At 72.3% G+C, this 15,241-nt stretch carries 14 protein-coding genes; 5 read left to right on the top strand and 9 right to left on the bottom strand.

Annotated features, from left to right (window positions below; genetic code table 11):
* Positions 1-14: 14 nt before the first annotated feature.
* The 3 genes from ACFV9H_RS10720 to ACFV9H_RS10710 all read right to left on the bottom strand — a co-directional run bounded on the left by ACFV9H_RS10720 (position 15) and on the right by ACFV9H_RS10710 (position 3,608).
* A complete protein-coding gene (locus ACFV9H_RS10720) occupies positions 15-1,229 on the bottom strand; it encodes a hypothetical protein (protein WP_385396163.1) in 1,215 nt (404 codons plus the stop codon).
* A gap of 365 nt (positions 1,230-1,594) precedes the next feature.
* Positions 1,595-2,122, bottom strand: coding sequence for an NUDIX hydrolase family protein (locus ACFV9H_RS10715; protein ID WP_385396195.1), 528 nt, complete (start codon positions 2,120-2,122; stop codon positions 1,595-1,597).
* A gap of 97 nt (positions 2,123-2,219) precedes the next feature.
* On the bottom strand, positions 2,220-3,608 hold the full coding sequence (locus ACFV9H_RS10710) for a transcriptional regulator (RefSeq protein WP_385396161.1): 1,389 nt from the start codon (positions 3,606-3,608) through the stop codon (positions 2,220-2,222).
* A 214-nt stretch (positions 3,609-3,822) separates the two neighbouring features.
* Between ACFV9H_RS10710 and ACFV9H_RS10705 the strand changes: the two genes are divergently transcribed.
* The 3 genes from ACFV9H_RS10705 to ACFV9H_RS10695 all read left to right on the top strand — a co-directional run bounded on the left by ACFV9H_RS10705 (position 3,823) and on the right by ACFV9H_RS10695 (position 7,200).
* Complete coding sequence (locus tag ACFV9H_RS10705) at positions 3,823-4,509, top strand: bifunctional DNA primase/polymerase (RefSeq protein ID WP_385396159.1); 687 nt, start codon at positions 3,823-3,825, stop codon at positions 4,507-4,509.
* 154 nt (positions 4,510-4,663) lie between these two features.
* On the top strand, positions 4,664-5,506 hold the full coding sequence (locus ACFV9H_RS10700) for an ABC transporter ATP-binding protein (protein ID WP_385396157.1): 843 nt from the start codon (positions 4,664-4,666) through the stop codon (positions 5,504-5,506).
* A complete protein-coding gene (locus ACFV9H_RS10695) occupies positions 5,503-7,200 on the top strand; it encodes a transporter (RefSeq protein WP_385396155.1) in 1,698 nt (565 codons plus the stop codon). The genes ACFV9H_RS10700 and ACFV9H_RS10695 overlap by 4 nt, the downstream gene beginning before the upstream one ends.
* Positions 7,201-7,305: 105 nt before the next feature.
* On the opposite strand, the gene ACFV9H_RS10690 is transcribed toward ACFV9H_RS10695, so the two are convergent.
* The 4 genes from ACFV9H_RS10690 to ACFV9H_RS10675 all read right to left on the bottom strand — a co-directional run bounded on the left by ACFV9H_RS10690 (position 7,306) and on the right by ACFV9H_RS10675 (position 11,360).
* The gene (locus ACFV9H_RS10690; protein WP_385396153.1) at positions 7,306-8,562 is read right to left on the bottom strand and encodes a transglycosylase family protein; all 1,257 of its coding nucleotides are present in this window, start codon (positions 8,560-8,562) and stop codon (positions 7,306-7,308) included.
* Positions 8,563-8,767: 205 nt separating this feature from the next.
* Entirely contained in the window at positions 8,768-10,393 is a 1,626-nt protein-coding gene (locus tag ACFV9H_RS10685; RefSeq protein WP_385396151.1) for a CHAP domain-containing protein, read from the bottom strand.
* A 281-nt stretch (positions 10,394-10,674) separates the two neighbouring features.
* Entirely contained in the window at positions 10,675-10,839 is a 165-nt protein-coding gene (locus ACFV9H_RS10680) for a hypothetical protein (protein ID WP_385396149.1), read from the bottom strand.
* A 155-nt stretch (positions 10,840-10,994) separates the two neighbouring features.
* Entirely contained in the window at positions 10,995-11,360 is a 366-nt protein-coding gene (locus tag ACFV9H_RS10675) for a hypothetical protein (RefSeq protein WP_385396147.1), read from the bottom strand.
* 156 nt (positions 11,361-11,516) lie between these two features.
* Between ACFV9H_RS10675 and ACFV9H_RS10670 the strand changes: the two genes are divergently transcribed.
* The gene (locus ACFV9H_RS10670; protein ID WP_385396145.1) at positions 11,517-12,512 is read left to right on the top strand and encodes a LuxR C-terminal-related transcriptional regulator; all 996 of its coding nucleotides are present in this window, start codon (positions 11,517-11,519) and stop codon (positions 12,510-12,512) included.
* Between the two features lie 82 nt (positions 12,513-12,594).
* Here the strand turns inward: ACFV9H_RS10670 and ACFV9H_RS10665 are convergent, their stop codons facing one another.
* The gene (locus tag ACFV9H_RS10665) at positions 12,595-13,557 is read right to left on the bottom strand and encodes a GlxA family transcriptional regulator (RefSeq protein ID WP_385396143.1); all 963 of its coding nucleotides are present in this window, start codon (positions 13,555-13,557) and stop codon (positions 12,595-12,597) included.
* A gap of 126 nt (positions 13,558-13,683) precedes the next feature.
* Between ACFV9H_RS10665 and ACFV9H_RS10660 the strand changes: the two genes are divergently transcribed.
* A complete protein-coding gene (locus ACFV9H_RS10660) occupies positions 13,684-14,616 on the top strand; it encodes an NADP-dependent oxidoreductase (RefSeq protein ID WP_385396193.1) in 933 nt (310 codons plus the stop codon).
* Positions 14,617-14,628: 12 nt separating this feature from the next.
* Here the strand turns inward: ACFV9H_RS10660 and ACFV9H_RS10655 are convergent, their stop codons facing one another.
* On the bottom strand, positions 14,629-15,147 hold the full coding sequence (locus tag ACFV9H_RS10655; protein ID WP_385396141.1) for a hypothetical protein: 519 nt from the start codon (positions 15,145-15,147) through the stop codon (positions 14,629-14,631).
* Positions 15,148-15,241: the final 94 nt, after the last annotated feature.

Genomic DNA, 15,241 nt, shown 5'->3' with positions numbered 1-15,241 from the left:
TTACGGATCAAGTCTTAGAGCTGGGACTTGTCGCGCTTGGTGAGTCCGTACTTGGCCGCGATCGCGTTCCACAGGGTCGCGGCCTGCTCCTTGGCCTTCGTCGCTTCGCCGCTCGACTTGTTGCCGTCGGCGGCGTTGGACGAGTTCTTGGCCTTGCCGTCCTTGCACTTGTCGTCGTCGACGTCGTCCGCCCACGCCGCGTAGCTGTTGTCGGCGTCCGCGGAGGACTGCCAGGCCTTGGTGAGGGCGGCGGTCAGGCGGGCGTGGTCCGGGAGCTGATCCACCTTCAACTCCTGCAGACGGGTGATCAGTTCCTCGCGCTGGCGGGCCGCGTCACGCAGGTCGGAGGCGGCCTGGTCGAGGTTCTTGCAGCCCTTGATGTCCTCCACGGCCTTGATCACCGAGGCCCGGCTGTCGTTGCTGTCCGCGAGGAGCTTGTCCAGCTGGACGGCCTGGGGGCGGCCCGCGTCGACGGGAGCCTCGCCGGGTGCCGCGGAGCCTCCGGCGGCGGTGGACGCCGGGGCCACCGCGCCGGGGTCGTTGTTCTGCGGCTTGCCGCCGCCGAGCAGCGAGCCGACGCCGAGGCCGACCACGACCAGGCCGATGACCACGGCGGCGATGATCCCGGGCGACACCTTGCGGCCCGCCTCCGGCGGGGGCGGCGGGGCGTACTGCGGCTGCGGCTGCGGCTGGTACTGCTGCTGGTACTGCTGCTGCATGTGCGGCGGTACGGGGCCCTGCGCGTGCGGCGGATACGGGCGCTGCGGCGGCCGGCGCAGCACCGGCTCCTGGATCGGCGGCAGCTGCTGCGTGTGCCCGGCCTCCTCGCCGCGGAACAGCCCGTCGAACCCGTCGGCGGCGGACACCGGGGCGGCCGGTACGGGCGCGATGTACTGCGTCGCGGCCTCGTCGTGCGCGGGGGCCGCCGGTACGGGCGCGATGTACTGCGTCGCGGCCTCGTCGTGCGCGGGGGCCGCGGGCACCGGCGGGATGTACTGGGTGACGGCCTCCGGCAGCGGCGGGTAGCCGTAGCCGTGCGGATCGCCCGGCCCCTCGTACCCGGGACCGACCACGTGCCCGGGACCGGCCTGCGGTTCGGGATAGGCCTGCGGGTAGCCGTAAGCGGGCCCGCCCGGCTCCTGGGCCGGGTACGCCGGATGTCCGGACGCCGGGTCCGGACCCCACGGGGCACCCGGCTGGGGGGCGCCCCCTTGTCCGTTCTGCGTCACCGGGACTCCTTCTCCGACTCACCCGACCTACGGAACCGTCGGCCCACGCTACCGGGTCACCCCTCATCCCGGGCAGCCCCATCCGGCCACGCCTCCCCGACGGGACCGGCCGGGGGAGGGAAGTCATCCGGCACGGTCGAAGCGGGAGGCCGTCCGGTCCGTTCCCCGTGCGGTGCGCGGCCTGCGCAGGCGGGGCCGGCGACGGCCACCAACGGAACGGTGTGGACGACCCTGGCTCCGCTTCCCGCGGCCCGGGACTTCCTGGGGGCGGCGACCGCCCCCTGTCCGCCGGGCCAGACCGGCACCTGCGTCTACGCCGGCGGTGCCGCGGGCCCATGAGCGGGAGCTCGCGGTAGCCGCCCCTGTCAGTACACGTGCCCCACATGAGCGAGGGCCTGCTTGAGCAGCACCCCGTGCCCTCCCGGCATCTCGCTCTGCAAGGCCTGGGAGCCGGCCTCCTGCGGGCTGAACCAGACCAGGTCCAGCGCATCCTGCCGGGGCCGGCAGTCACCGGCCACCGGCACGATGTAAGCGAGGGACACCGCGTGCTGGCGCGGGTCGTGGTACTGGGTGATTCCCGCCGTGGGGAAGTACTCGGCAACCGTGAAGGGCTGGAGGGAGGCGGGAACGCGAGGCAGGGCCACCGGGCCGAGGTCCTTCTCCAGGTTGCGCAGCAGCGCGTCCCGCACCCGCTCGTAGTGCAGGACGCGCCCGGACACCAGGGTCCGGCTGACCGTTCCGTCCGGACCGATGCGCAGCAGCAGCCCGATGTCAGTGACTTCGCCGCTGTCGTCCACGCGGACGGGTACGGCCTCGACGTACAGGATCGGCATCCGGGCCCTGGCTGTTTCCAGCTCGTCTGAGGACAACCAGCCGGACGCGGTTTCGGTCATGTCGGACATTGCTTGATCATACTTTCCAAGGGCGGCCGCCCACAGGATCACGGCCGCTCGGATACGCGTGGTCCGTACATCCGGTGGGCGACAGGCACTAGGCGACCCGCGCCGCCGACTCCAGCCGCGCCGTGAATTCCCGGACCGCCGCCTCCTCCCGGTAGGGATCCAGCCGCGTCCGGAAGTCCTCCAGGTATTCCGCGCCCCGGTTCGAGCGGAGCCCCGACAGCAGCTCCGCCGCCTGCGCGGCCGTCTGGCAGGCCTGCTCCACCTCCCGCTGCTGTACCCGCGCCGAAGCCAGCAGCAGCAACCCGATGGCCCGGCGCCGCGCCTTGGTCGCGGGCAGGCCGCGCAGCGCCTCCTCGGCCCGTTTGGCCGCCGCGTCCCCCTGGCCCAGGTCCCGGTGGCAGTGCGCCAGCTCGTCGGCGAGGTAGGCCTGGTCGAAGTGGCCGATCCACACCGGGTCGTCGCCCGACTCCGGCTCGGCCCGCTCCAGCGCGGTCACCGCCCGCGAGGACAGCACCGCCGTCGCCCGGGAGTCCCCCAGCAGCGCGTGCCCGCGCGCCTCGGCGGCGTAGAACATGGCCTCCACCCGCGGGGTGACCTGCCCTCGGGTGCCCTCCTGGGCGGCCCGCGCGAGCTGCGCGATCTCCCTCGGGTTGCCGAGCTCGGCGGCGAGGTGGCTCATGGACGCCGCGAGCACGTAGCCCCCGTACGCGCGGTCGCCGGCCGCCTGGGCGAGCCGGAGCGCCTGGATGTAGTAGCGCTGCGCGAGCCCCGGCTGGCCGGTGTCGACCGCCATGTAGCCCGCGAGCTCGGTCAGCCGGGCCACCGCCGCGAACAGTGCCCGTCCCACCGGCTCCCGGTAGGAACCTCCGATCAGCCCGGACACCACGGAGTTCAGGTAGTGCACCACCACGGGCCGCACGTGCCCGCTGCCGAAGCGGTGGTCGAGGTCCTTGAGGGCTTCGGTGGTGGCGCGTACGGCCTCGACGTCGGACATCCCGACGCGCGAGCCGCCGCTGCGGGCCACTTGCGTATCGGCCCCGGTGATCAGCCAGTCGCGGCTGGGCTCGACCAGCGCGGAGGCGGCCACGCCGGCGCCGGCCAGGAAGTCGCGGCGGCCTACGTCGCTGCGCCACAGTTCGCAGACCTGCTCGATGGCGCCGATGACGGTCGGGGAGAACTGCAGGCCGACGCCCGAGGCCAGGTTCTTGCCGTTGGCCATGCCGATCTCGTCGATGGTGACGGTCCGGCCGAGTTTGCGCCCGATCGCCTCGGCGATGATCCCCGGAGCCCGGCCCCGCGGCTGCTGGCCGCGCAGCCAGCGGGCCACGGAGGTCTTGTCGTAGCGGAGGTCGAGGCCGTGTTCGGCCCCGCACATGTTGACGCGCCGGGCGAGCCCGGCGTTGGAGCACCCGGCTTCCTGGATGAGCGCCTGCAGCCGTTCGTTCGGCTGGCGGGCGACGAGAGGCCTGGCTGCCATGAAAACCCCCTGAGGCCGCGGGTGATCGTTGGAATGATCACTTCCCGCCTGATGTGCGGAGAATCTTCCGCTCTGCGTCGTGTCGCTACCCAACTCCGGCGCCCCGGGCTCCTACGCGCCCCCACGCGTGCATCGATGCGCCCCGTATGCAGGATCGATGCTCCGCCCACCGGCCGGTTTACGCCCGTAACCCCGGGTGACCCGGGTAGTTGTGATGGGCGTGGAAGAGACCATCGGAGTCACGGAGACCGCACCCATCCCCAAGCAGCGCGGCGAGCAGCTGTTGGACCATGCCGTGCGGTACGCGGAAGAACGGCACTGGGATGTCTTCGCCGGCACCTGGCTGGAGCCCGGGGACGGTCGGGAGCTGTGCTCCTGCGGCGCCGCGGACTGCGGGGCGCCCGGCGCGCACCCCGCGGTGAAGGACTGGGCGGCGCAGGCCACCGGCAGCGCGGTGCAGGTCCGGCGGATCTGGGCGAGGCACCCGGAGGCCTCGATCCTGATGCCGACGGGCCGTACCTTCGACGCGCTGGACGTGCCCGACTCGGCCGGCTTCCTGGCGCTGGCGCGGCTGGAGCGGATGCAGCGCACCATCGGGCCGGTCACCCTGACGCCCGACCACCGGATGCTGTTCTTCGTACTGCCGGGAGCCGGGGCGAAGGTCGCCGACCTGGTGCGCAAGTCGGGTTGGTCGCCGTCCGGGTTGGACCTGGTCGCGCGGGGCGAGGGCGAGTACGTGGCCGCGCCGCCCACCCGCTTCGGCGGCCGGGGCTCGGTCCAGTGGGCGCGGCGGCCCACGCCGGCGAACCGGTGGCTGCCGGACACGGAGGAGTTGATCGACGCGTTGGCGTACGCGTGTGGCAGCGAGGCGGCGGCGGAACGCAAGCGCCGCCAGGGATGACGGTCGACGGGCGGCCGCCCGTCGTTGCGCGTTTCCCCCGGGAACTCATGACATAAGTAACTGCTCAAGCCTCTCCCCCTCCTCCTATCGTGAGGAAAGAACGACCAGTACGACCAGTACGACCAAACGGGGACGTGGAGAGAGGCAGGCGCACATGCCGGACCAGGCAGATGCGACGGGTGTGACGTACGGGACGGATGGCGCGCGATCCGCGCCGTCCGCCGTGCGGGTGGAAGGTCTGTGGAAGCGGTTCGGGGACCAGGTGGCCGTCGCCGGCGTCGACTTGGAGCTGCCGGCGGGCAAGTTCATCGGGCTCGTCGGCCCCAACGGCGCGGGCAAGACGACGACGCTGTCGATGGTGACGGGGCTGCTGCGCCCGGACATGGGGCGGGTCTTCGTCGCCGGCCGCGACGTGTGGGCGGACCCGGCCGAGGTGAAGTCGCGGATCGGCGTGCTGCCGGAGGGGCTGCGGCTCTTCGAGCGGCTGTCGGGGCGCGAACTGCTCGGCTACATGGGCCGCTTGCGCGGGCTGCCGGGTGAGGAGACCGACAAGCGGGCGACGCAGTTGCTGGAGGTGCTCGACCTCGCGGGCTCGCAGCACAAGCTGGTCGTGGACTACTCGACGGGCATGCGGAAGAAGATCGGGCTGGCGGCCGCGCTGCTGCACAACCCCGAGGTGCTGTTCCTGGACGAGCCGTTCGAGGGTGTCGACCCGGTGTCCGCGCAGACCATCCGCGGGGTGCTGGAACGTTACACCTCCTCCGGCGCCACGGTCGTCTTCTCCTCCCACGTGATGGAGCTCGTCGAGTCGCTGTGCGACTGGGTGGCCGTGATGGCCGCCGGCCGGATCCGCGCCGCGGGCCCGCTGGCCGACGTACGGGGCTCCGCGCCCTCCCTCCAGGCCGCCTTCCTCGAACTGGTCGGCGCGCACGGGCGCGACGCGGCCGGGGACGCGCTGGAGTGGCTCGGCGGCGGCTCGGGGACGGCCGCGCGATGACCGCCGGCTCCGCACGCGCCACCGCTGCCGCTTCCGACGCCTCCGCTCCCTCCGCCACTCCCGCGCCTTCCGCGCCTCCCGCCGGTCCTGCCACTCCTTCCGTTTCGGTCCCGCTGACCCCGATCTTCGTCCGGCTCAAGCTGTCGCTGCTGCGCAACGGGCTGAAGGGCAACTCCAAGCGCAAGGCCGCCTGGTTCGGCTCCCTGGCCTTCACGCTCGTCGTCGGCTTCTTCGTCACCCTCGGCCTGGCCCTGCTGCGCGGCCACGCCCACGCCGGGACGGTCGTCGTCCTGCTGGCGGCGATCCTGGCGCTCGCGTGGACCTTCATGCCGCTGTTCTTCCCGACCGGCGACGAGACCCTCGACCCGAGCCGGCTGGTCATGCTGCCGCTGCGCCCGCGTCCGCTCGTACGGGCCCTGCTCGCGTCCTCGCTGGTCGGCATCGGGCCGCTGTTCACGCTGTGCCTGGCCGTCGGCTCGGTGGTGGCGGTCGCACACGGCGGCGCGGGCATCGCGGCCGCGGTGGTGGCGGTCCCCCTCCTGATCCTCGGCTGCGTGACGCTGGCCCGCGCGGTGGCCACGGCGAACGTACGGCTGCTGACCAGCCGCAAGGGCCGCGACCTGGCGCTGCTGAGCGGCCTGCTGATCGCGGTGGGCGCGCAGACGGCCAACTTCGCCAGTCAGCGCCTGTTCCAGGCGGGCGGCCTCAGCCAGTTGGAGCCCGTGGAAGCGGTCGTACGGTGGCTGCCTCCCGCGACGGCCGTCGGCATGGTGGACTCCGCGAGCCAGGGCTCGTACGGCATCGCGGCGGCCCAACTGGCCCTGACGCTGGCGGCTCTGGCCGGGCTGCTCTGGTTCTGGGAGCGCAGCCTGACCAAGCTGATGGTCACCCCGGACGGCTCGACCATCGCGGCCGCCAAGCCGGAGAAGGACCGCGGCACGGGCGAGGGGTTCTGGTCCCTCCTCCCGGGCGGGCGCACCGGCGCGGCCATGCAGCGCACCCTGCGCTACGCCGTACGCGACCCGAAGACGAAGTCCGCTTTCGTGACCGCGCTGGCGATCGGCGCGATCGTGCCCGTCTTCAACGCCCTCCAGGGCACCGGCTCCGTCTACCTCGCCTGCTTCGGCGCGGGCATGCTGGGCGTCCAGATGTACAACCAGTTCGGGCAGGACACCTCCGCCTTCTGGATGGTCGCGCAGACCATCTCGACCCCGCGCGACGCGTACGTGGAGCTGCGCGCCCGGGCCGGCACACTGGCCCTGGTCACCGTCCCGTACACGATCGCCGTCACGGCGATCACGGCCGCCCTGGTCGGCGACTGGAACGCGTTCCCGGCCGCCTTGGGGCTGGCGCTGGCCCTGCTGGGCTCGATGCTGTGCACCGGCGCACTGGCCTCGGCTCGCTACCCGTACTCGATCCCGACGGACGGCGCCTTCAAGAACGTCGCCCCGGGGCAGGCGGGACTCGCCTGGAGCGGCATCTTCGGCGGACTGATCGCCTCGGCGCTGGTCTGCTCCCCGGTGATCGCCGGGACGATCTGGTTCAAGGTGACGGACCAGCAGACCCTCGGCTGGCTCCTGCTCCCGGCGGGAGTGGCCTGGGGCGCCCTGGCCACCTGGGCGGGTCTGCGGCTGGCGGCGCCGACGGTGGCGCGGAAGCTGCCGGAGATCCTGCTGGCGGTCAGCAAGGGCTGAGCCGGCTCCCGCTCGCGCGGGACGAAGTGAAGGGCCGGTCTTCGCTCCCCCGGGGGAGCGGAGACCGGCCCTTCACCGTTCGTCTCGGTGTTCCGGACGGAGGGGTCAGACCGTCGGCAGCGCGTTGGTGAAGGCGGCCGGCACGGAGACCACGTCATCGAAGCTGCGCTTGCCGGCGCCGAACTCGTCGGCCGTCATCGCCCGCTTCTTGCCGGCCACGACCTCCCAGACGGTGTTGCTGCCCGGGGAGAGGAGCATCGTGTGGTCGGCCGGAGCCGTCTTGGCCTTGGCAGCGGTCAGCCACTCACCCGGGACGCTCTCCAGCGGACGCTTGTCGTAGCCGAGGCCCGTGAAGTCCGCGTACGTCAGGGAGACGGCCGTGCCGCCGGCCATCACGAACACCGTGGGGTCCTGGCCCGAGGCGTCCTTGACGATCGTGCCGTTCTCGATCTGCTGCGAGACCGCGGAGGCCAGCCAGCTGCCGGGGACACCCATCAGCGAGCGCTGGTCGTAGCCGTTCGCCGTCCACTCGGCGGCCGAGATGTGCAGCGCGGTGCCGTTGACCATCACGTAGCGGTTGTTGTCGGCGCCCGTCTGGTTCATCACCACGCGGCCGTTCGACACGGTGCGCTGGGCGGCGCCCTGCAGCCAGGCGGTCGGAACGCCCATGTCCGGGCGGATGTTGTAGCCGGCGGCCGTCCAGTCCGCCGCACCGATCTGCAGGGCCGCGCCGTCGACGACCACGTAGCGGGCGTTGCCGCCGGCCTGGTCGTGGACCACGGTGCCGGCGGGCGGCGCGCTCGGCAGGCCGTTGAAGGCCGCGTTGTCGATCAGGACGATCTTGCTCAGGTCGTAGTGGTCCGGGGCGACGTCGGAGGCGGCGACCGGGATGCCCGCACCGCTGATCATCACCTTGACCTCGGGGCCGTTCGGCGACTTCACGAGCGTGCCGGCGGGCAGCGAGGAGGGGTTCGGGTAGGAGGGGGCGGTCGGGTACGGGTCCGCGTGGTCGGCGCCGAGACCGGCGGCGGCGCCGCAGGAGGGCCAGGCGCCCTGGCCCTGACCGGCCAGGATCTTCTCGCCCGTCAGGATCTGCTGCTGCTTGGTGGCCTGGTGGGGGTAGGTGGCGTACTGGGTGCCGCCGAAGGCGCGCCAGGTGGACATCGATATCTGCAGGCCGCCGTAGTAGCCGTTGCCCGTGTTGATCTGCCAGTTGCCGCTGGCCTCGCACTGGGCGACCTTGTCCCAGGTCGAGACGGACGCGGCCGAGGCGGTGGTGCCGGTGGCGAGCGGGGCGGCGAGGGCGATCAGGGCGGTGGCGGTGATCGCGAGGGCGGACTTCTTGCGGGCTGCGGAGCTCATGTCGGTGTCCTCGGGGCGTGGTCTGGAAGGCGGCGGGTGCGCGGGGCACGGGGTGAGGCGGGCCCGAGCCGCCCGGCCGGTGGTGGCCGGGCGGCTCAAGGGGTGGCGCTTCGGGGTGGTGGAGCCGTGGTGCTTCGAGCGGTGGTGCTTCCGGCGGTGGTGCCCTCCGGAGGGGTGCTTCCGGAGGGGTGCTTCCGGAGGGGGATCAGACCGTCGGCAGCGAGTCCGTGAAGGCGGTCGGGACGGAGACCACGTCGTAGAAGCTGCGCTTGCCCTCGCCGAACTCGTCGGCCGTCATCGCCCGCTTCTTGCCGGCCAGGACCTCCCAGACGGTGTTGTTGGCCGGGGAGAGGAGCATCGTGTGGTCGGCCGGGGCGGTCTTGGCCCTGGCGCCGGTCAGCCACTCACCCGGGACCCCGTTCAGGGGGCGCTGGTCGTAGCCGAGGCCGGTGAAGTCGGCGTACGTCAGGGGCACTGCCTTGCCGCCGGCCATCACGAACACCGAGGCGTCCTGGCCCGAGGCGTCCTTGACGATGGAACCGTCCGTGATCTGCTTCGACACGGCGGAGGCGAGCCAGGTCCCGGGGACACCCATCAGGGCGCGCTGGTCGTAACCGTTCGCCGTCCACTCGGCGGCCGAGATGTGCAGCGCGGCGCCGTTCACCATCACGTAGCGGTTGTTGTCGGCACCCGACTGGTTCATGATCACGGTGCCGTTGGCCGGGGCCTTGGTGATGGCGCTCTTCAGCCACTCACCGGGGACGCCCATGAGGGTCTGCTCGTTGTAGCCGTTGGCGGTCCACTCCTCGGCCGAGATGTGGAGGGCCGCGCCCTCGACGATGGCGTAGCGGCCCGCGTCCTTGCCGGTCTGGTCCATGACCACGATGCCGGTGGTCAGGTTGCGCTGCTTGGCGTTCTGCAGCCAGGCGGTCGGAACGCCCATGTCCGGGCGGACGTTGTAGCCGGCGGCCGTCCAGTCCGCCGCGCCGATCTGCAGGGCGGCGCCGTCGACGATCACGTAGCGGGCGTTGCCGCCGGCCTGGTCGTGGACCACGGTGCCGGCGGGCGGCGCGCTGGCCAGGGAGCGGAAGGCCGAGTCGTCCACGAGGACGATCTTGCTCAGGTCGTAGCCGTCCGGAGCGACGTCGGAGGCCGCGACCGGGATGCCCGCACCGCTGATCATCACCTTGACCTCAGGGCCGTTCGGCGACTTCACGAGCGTGCCGGCGGGCAGGGAGGACGGGTTCGGGTAGGAGGGGGCGTTGGAGCCGGCGGGCGAGATGTAGCCGCTGATCCGCTGGCCCCAGGGGGACTGGCCCACACGCCAGTTGGTGGTGGTGGCGGTGCTGACGTGGCCGGGGTAGCCGCCCTGGTTTCCACCGGTGATGGTCACGTTGTCACCGGATACGCCGGTCACGATGGCCACGTGGTCGTCGCTGTAGCTGCCGCCGTAGTTGTAGACCACCGCGTCTCCGACGTGCGGGGTGCTGGAGAGGGTGCCGTTCTTCTCGCCGTAGGTGTAGAAGGAGAGCGCCATGTCGTTCAGCGTCCCCAGGTTCTTGACCCCGTTGCGGGCCCAGACCCAGCCGGCGAAGTCGGCGCACCAGGCGTGCGTCCGCTGGCCGTTGCTGCAGCTGCTGCTCTGGTTGACGCCGCCGACGTAACCGCCGTGGGCACACGCCCCGTTGCCGTTCTCGGCGCGGGCCGTCGCCGCGATGCTCTCGCCGAGGGTCGCGGCGGAGGCCGGGGCGGCGGTGACCATCGTGAAGGCGGTCGCGGCCAGGGCCGAGGAGGAGGCGATGCGGATGGCGATGGTCTTGAAGCGGGACATGACGAAGCTCCTGTGGGCGTGACGGGAAGTCTGGTGGGTGCTGCGGACTACCGCAGGTGGGCCTGACGCAGGCCGGAAGAGGTCGAGCGCGCCGTGGCGGCGGGGGACGGCTGCCCTGCAGGAGCAGCTGTCAGGCCGGCGGACGGGGGGCCCGGGGTGGTGCGGGAAGTTCGGGGTGGTGCTCTGAAGTTCGGGGTGGTGCTCTGAAGTTCGGGGTGGTGCTCTGAAGTTCGGGGTGGTGCGTGTCGGCGTCGGCCTCGGCTCGGCGTGGCCCGGGCCGGCTACTCCCAGGCGGTGGTGTTCTTGCCGGTGGGGGCGGTCTCCCATGCGGTGGTGGCGGTGACGCGGGTCTCGTCGGCGGTGACCTGACCCACGAGGGCGGGGGTGAGGGCGGCGAGGGCGAGGGAGGTGACCGCGGCGGCCTTGGCGAGACGGTTGCGCAGCATGGGAGTGGTCCTTTACGTGAGCTGTGACGACTGGGTCTGTGTCCGGTCTCGCGTCCCGCGGTGACGCTTCGTCCGGTGTTGCCTGCCGGGTTCCTGTGTTGCTCCCTGCTGGCGATCACTAGCTTCGTCGCAGCTCAAGTGGGTTGGAAGGGCTTTCAGGTGGACGGAATCGGCCCTGTCCCAATCCGTCCAGCGAGGCCGGAAGAGGACAGCAGGAGTTGCTCGTAGTACGGCGCGACGAGGGGGGCGCCGACCCGGGTGACCGTCCAGCCGCGCAGGGCCGGCAGTTCCTCGACCGCACGCCCGCACAGGGCCTCCGCGGCCCGCTCGGCCGCCTCCAGGCTCTCCGCGAGGACGTACGCACCCACGACCGGGTCCGGGAGCGCGTGCGGGTGCGCCGACACGTGGTCCACCGGGTTGTGCGCATCCGATTCGGCGAGAGCGAGCAGCAACCGCGCCGCATTCGGCGGAAGTTGATCGCCGACAAAGGGAGCCCTGAGGCCGACGTGAATGAGATACATGGGCTCAACTCTGGCGCCTGGAAGCCTCGGAGTGGGGCAACCATTCAGGACACTTCGGGCCTTGGCCGGAAGCGTCCACATGCTGGTCACACCCGCTCCCACATGGGATGATGCCCGGGACCTTGATCAACAAGGCTCACACCGGGGGGAACCGCTGTGCTAGCCACTCTTGGCCTGGACACGACCGCAGAAGCGGTCTACCGCGCCATGCTCGCCAACCCGCGCGACGGGGTGAAGGCCCTCGCCGAGCGCCTGGGCACGCCCGAAGCCGACGTCAGACGCAGCCTCGACACGCTCAGCGAACTGGCCCTGATCCGCCCGTCCTACGAGCAGGCCGGGGAGCTGCGCCCGGTCTCGCCCGAGGTCGGCATGGAAATCCTCATGGCCCGCCAGCAGGCCGAACTGGCGGCCCAGCAGCTGCGCATCGAGGCCTCCCGGGCGGCCGCCGCGCAGCTCATCGCCGAGTTCGCGGACCTGACCCCGGCCACGGCCAGCCCGGGGGTCGAGCAGCTGGTGGGCCTCGACGAGATCCGGACCAGGATCACCGGCCTGGCCCACGGGCTCCAGACCGAGCTGATGACCTTCGCCCCGGGCGGAGGCCACCAGTCGCAGACGCTGGAGGCCTCGAAACCGAACGACCTGGCGCTGCTGAGCCGGGGTGTGCGGATGCGGTCCCTCTTCCAGGACAGCGTGCGCAACAGCCAGGGCACGGTGGCCTACGCGACGTGGCTGTCCGAGCTGGGCGGTGAGGTACGGACCGCTCCCGACCTGCCGACCCGCATGATGGTCTTCGACCGGACCACGGCGGTCATCCCGGTCAGCAGCGACGACAGCGCCGCCGGCGCGGTGATCCTCACGGGCAACGGCACCCTCACGGCGCTCTGCGCGCTCTTCGAGAACGTCTGGGCGTCCGCGCAGCCCCTCGGGGCCGAGCCGGAGCGCGACGACAGCGCGCTCACCGCGCAGGAGAACACGGTGATCCGGCTGCTGGCCCAGGGCCTGACGGACGAGGCGATCGCCAAACGCCTCGCGGTCTCCCCGCGCACGGCCCGCCGCCTGGCCAACGGCCTGATGGAACGCCTGGGCGCCGCCAGCCGGTTCGAGTTCGGCGTCCGCGCGGTACAGCGCGGCTGGCTGCCGCACTCGGCGTAGGCCCGGGGGCGGGGCTCGGGGACGGGGCTCGGGTCGCTGGTGCTGTGACCGCCTTCACCGCCCTTCACCTCCGTCATCGCCTTCACCGCCCGGCCGCGGTGAAGGCCCGCCGGTAGGCCGTCGGGGAGACCCCGATGACCGCCGACAGGTGCTGGCGCAGAGAGACGGCCGTGCCGAAGCCCGCGTGGGCCGCGACCTGGTCGACCGGCAGGTCGGTGGTCTCCAGCAGGCGCCGCGCGTGGTCCACGCGGCGCTGCGCCAGCCACTGCCCCGGCGGCATCCCCACCTCCTCACGGAACCGCCGGCAGAAGGTCCGTACGCTCATCCGCGCGTGCTGCGCCAACTCCGCCAGGGACAGCGGCCGGTGGAGCTGCTCCAGGGCCCAGGCGCGGGTCGCCGCGGTGGTCGCCGCCTCGGGCTCCGGCATGGGCCGTTCGATGTACTGGGCCTGCCCGCCCTCCCGCCAGGGCGGGACCACGCACAGCCGTGCCACCCGGTTGGCGATCTCGCTGCCGTGGTCGCGGCGCAGCAGGTGCAGGCACAGGTCCACCCCGGCCGCGACCCCGGCCGCCGTGAACATCCGGCCGTCCTCCACGAAGAGCACGTCCGCGTCCACCTCGACCTGCGGGAACATCCGCTGGAAGTGCGCGGCCTGGTTCCAGTGCGTGGTGGCGCGACGCCCGTCGAGGAGGCCGGCGGCGGCCAGTACGTACGATGCCGAGCAGATCGAGACGATGCGGGCGGTCGCCGGCAGGAGGGCGAGGGCGTCGGCCAGCTCGCCGGGCAGCCAGTCGCGCGCGTCGTCGGAGTCGCAGGTGAACGGCGGGATGACGAGGGTGTCCGCGGTGCGCAGGGCCTCGCTGTCGTGGGAGACGCCGATGGTGAAGTCGCTGCCGGTGGTCACGGGGCGGCCGTCGAGGCTGCAGGTGATGACCTCGTAGAGCGGTGCGCCGTCCGGTCCGGCGGCCGTTCCGAAGATCTTCGCGGGGATGCTCAGCTCGAAGGGGTACACGCCTTCGAGGGCCAGGGCGACGACACGATGCATGGCAAGATCCTTTCACATGCTGGCATTCTTGCCACTCGTTCGCGGTCGTCCCGTGCGGAAATCTTGCTCTCGTCCGGGCCGCAGGAGGCCCACTGAGCAGGGGGAACGATGATGGCGCAGCAGACCATGCGGGCGATCGGCCAGGACGGCTTCGGCGGGCCCGAGGTGCTGAAGGTCGTCGAGGCCGAGCGGCCGGAGCCCGGGGTGGCCGAGGTCCTCGTACGGGTCCACGCGGCCGCGGTGAACCCGACCGACTCCTGGCACCGGGCCTCCGGCGGGCTGGGCGGGAAGGTGATCCGGCTGGGCTGGGACCTCTCCGGGGTGGTCGAGGCCGTCGGCATCGGGGTCACCACCCTGGCCCCCGGCGACGAGGTGTTCGGCATGCCGCGTCACCCGCTCCCGGCGGGCGCGTACGCGGAGTACGTCACCTCCCCCGCCCGGCACCTGGTCCGCAAGCCGGCCTCGCTGAGCCACGTACGGGCGGCCGCCCTGCCGCTGGCCGCGATGACCGCCTGGCAGGCGCTGGTGGACACCGCCGACGTACGGCCCGGGCAGCGGGTGCTGGTCCACGCGGCGGCGGGCGGCGTCGGACACCTGGCGGTGCAGATCGCCAAGGCGCGGGGCGCCCACGTCGTCGGCACGGCGCGCACCGCCAAGCACGCGCTGCTGCGCGACCTCGGCGCGGACGAGCTGGTGGACTACACCGAGGCCGCGTTCGAGACGGCGATCGACCCGGTGGACGTCGTGATCGACGCCATCGGCGGGGAGTACGGGCCGCGCTCCCTGCGCGCCCTGCGCCCCGGCGGGATGCTGGTCTCGCTGGCCTCCCCGGCCGAGGCGTACCTGGCCGAGGAGGCGCGCCCGCTGGGGCTGCGCGCCGCCTTCATGGCGGTGGAGGCCGACCAGGCCGGGCTGCGGGAGATCGCGGCCCTGGCGGAGGCTGGGCTGCTGCGGCCGGAGATCGACACCGTCCTGCCGCTGGAACTCGCCGGCAAGGCCCACGAGCTCTCCGACAGCCGCCGCACGACGGGCAAGATCGTCCTGTCTGTCGTCGACTGACCTTCAAGGTGGTCAGTTGGCCGCGAGCAGGGCGAGGACGGCGAGGGAGCCGGCGAAGACGACGACGTGCCGGAGGTTCTGCAGGTAGGGCATGACCCAGCGGGGGAAGCCCTGCTCCGCGGCGCCGAGCATGGACTTGACGTCGATGCGGGCCAGTTCGGGGTCGCCGGACTTCGCGAAGGCGGCCGTCACGGACGGCACGGCGGTGAGGTTGCTGTAGAGGATCACGCAGTTCACGAGCAGGACGAGGGGCTGCACGATCCACGAGACGGTCTCGGCCGATCCGCTCTCCACGAAACCGAGTACCGCGGGCACGGCCAGGGCCACGGCGATCCCGACCGGCGCCCAGGTCTCGTGCCCGCCGGCGTCGACGCGCATCCCGTTCTCGGCCATGACCGTCGTACGCACCCCCTGCCGCCCCAACTCGGCCTCGACGGAGGCCTGGGCCCGGGCCCCGTAGCGGCTCCGCACCAGCGGGATGCTCAGGAAGGCGAGCGCGATCAGGATCTGGAGGGCGGCGACGGCGTCCATGGCGGGTTCCTCGTTTCTCGGTGCTGTCCGGCGATGTCCACACCCTGTGGGCACCCCCTGACAGCCCCCGAACCGCTCGCTGACAAACCGCTGA

This window comes from Streptomyces sp. NPDC059874 (assembly GCF_042731135.1).
GTDB lineage: Bacteria > Actinomycetota > Actinomycetes > Streptomycetales > Streptomycetaceae > Streptomyces.
This window is presented reverse-complemented; position numbering and strand designations above follow the sequence as displayed.

Bases quoted from the DNA above. Each gene is read 5' to 3' on its own strand.
- ACFV9H_RS10685 (WP_385396151.1), bottom strand. From the start codon at position 10,393: ATGTCCCGCTTCAAGACCATCGCCATCCGCATCGCCTCCTCCTCGGCC.
- ACFV9H_RS10665 (WP_385396143.1), bottom strand. From the start codon at position 13,557: ATGCATCGTGTCGTCGCCCTGGCCCTCGAAGGCGTGTACCCCTTCGAG.
- ACFV9H_RS10680 (WP_385396149.1), bottom strand. From the start codon at position 10,839: ATGCTGCGCAACCGTCTCGCCAAGGCCGCCGCGGTCACCTCCCTCGCC.
- ACFV9H_RS10690 (WP_385396153.1), bottom strand. From the start codon at position 8,562: ATGAGCTCCGCAGCCCGCAAGAAGTCCGCCCTCGCGATCACCGCCACC.
- ACFV9H_RS10705 (WP_385396159.1), top strand. From the start codon at position 3,823: ATGGGCGTGGAAGAGACCATCGGAGTCACGGAGACCGCACCCATCCCC.
- ACFV9H_RS10660 (WP_385396193.1), top strand. From the start codon at position 13,684: ATGCGGGCGATCGGCCAGGACGGCTTCGGCGGGCCCGAGGTGCTGAAG.
- ACFV9H_RS10675 (WP_385396147.1), bottom strand. From the start codon at position 11,360: ATGTATCTCATTCACGTCGGCCTCAGGGCTCCCTTTGTCGGCGATCAA.
- ACFV9H_RS10700 (WP_385396157.1), top strand. From the start codon at position 4,664: ATGCCGGACCAGGCAGATGCGACGGGTGTGACGTACGGGACGGATGGC.
- ACFV9H_RS10655 (WP_385396141.1), bottom strand. From the start codon at position 15,147: ATGGACGCCGTCGCCGCCCTCCAGATCCTGATCGCGCTCGCCTTCCTG.
- ACFV9H_RS10710 (WP_385396161.1), bottom strand. From the start codon at position 3,608: ATGGCAGCCAGGCCTCTCGTCGCCCGCCAGCCGAACGAACGGCTGCAG.
- ACFV9H_RS10695 (WP_385396155.1), top strand. From the start codon at position 5,503: ATGACCGCCGGCTCCGCACGCGCCACCGCTGCCGCTTCCGACGCCTCC.
- ACFV9H_RS10715 (WP_385396195.1), bottom strand. From the start codon at position 2,122: ATGACCGAAACCGCGTCCGGCTGGTTGTCCTCAGACGAGCTGGAAACA.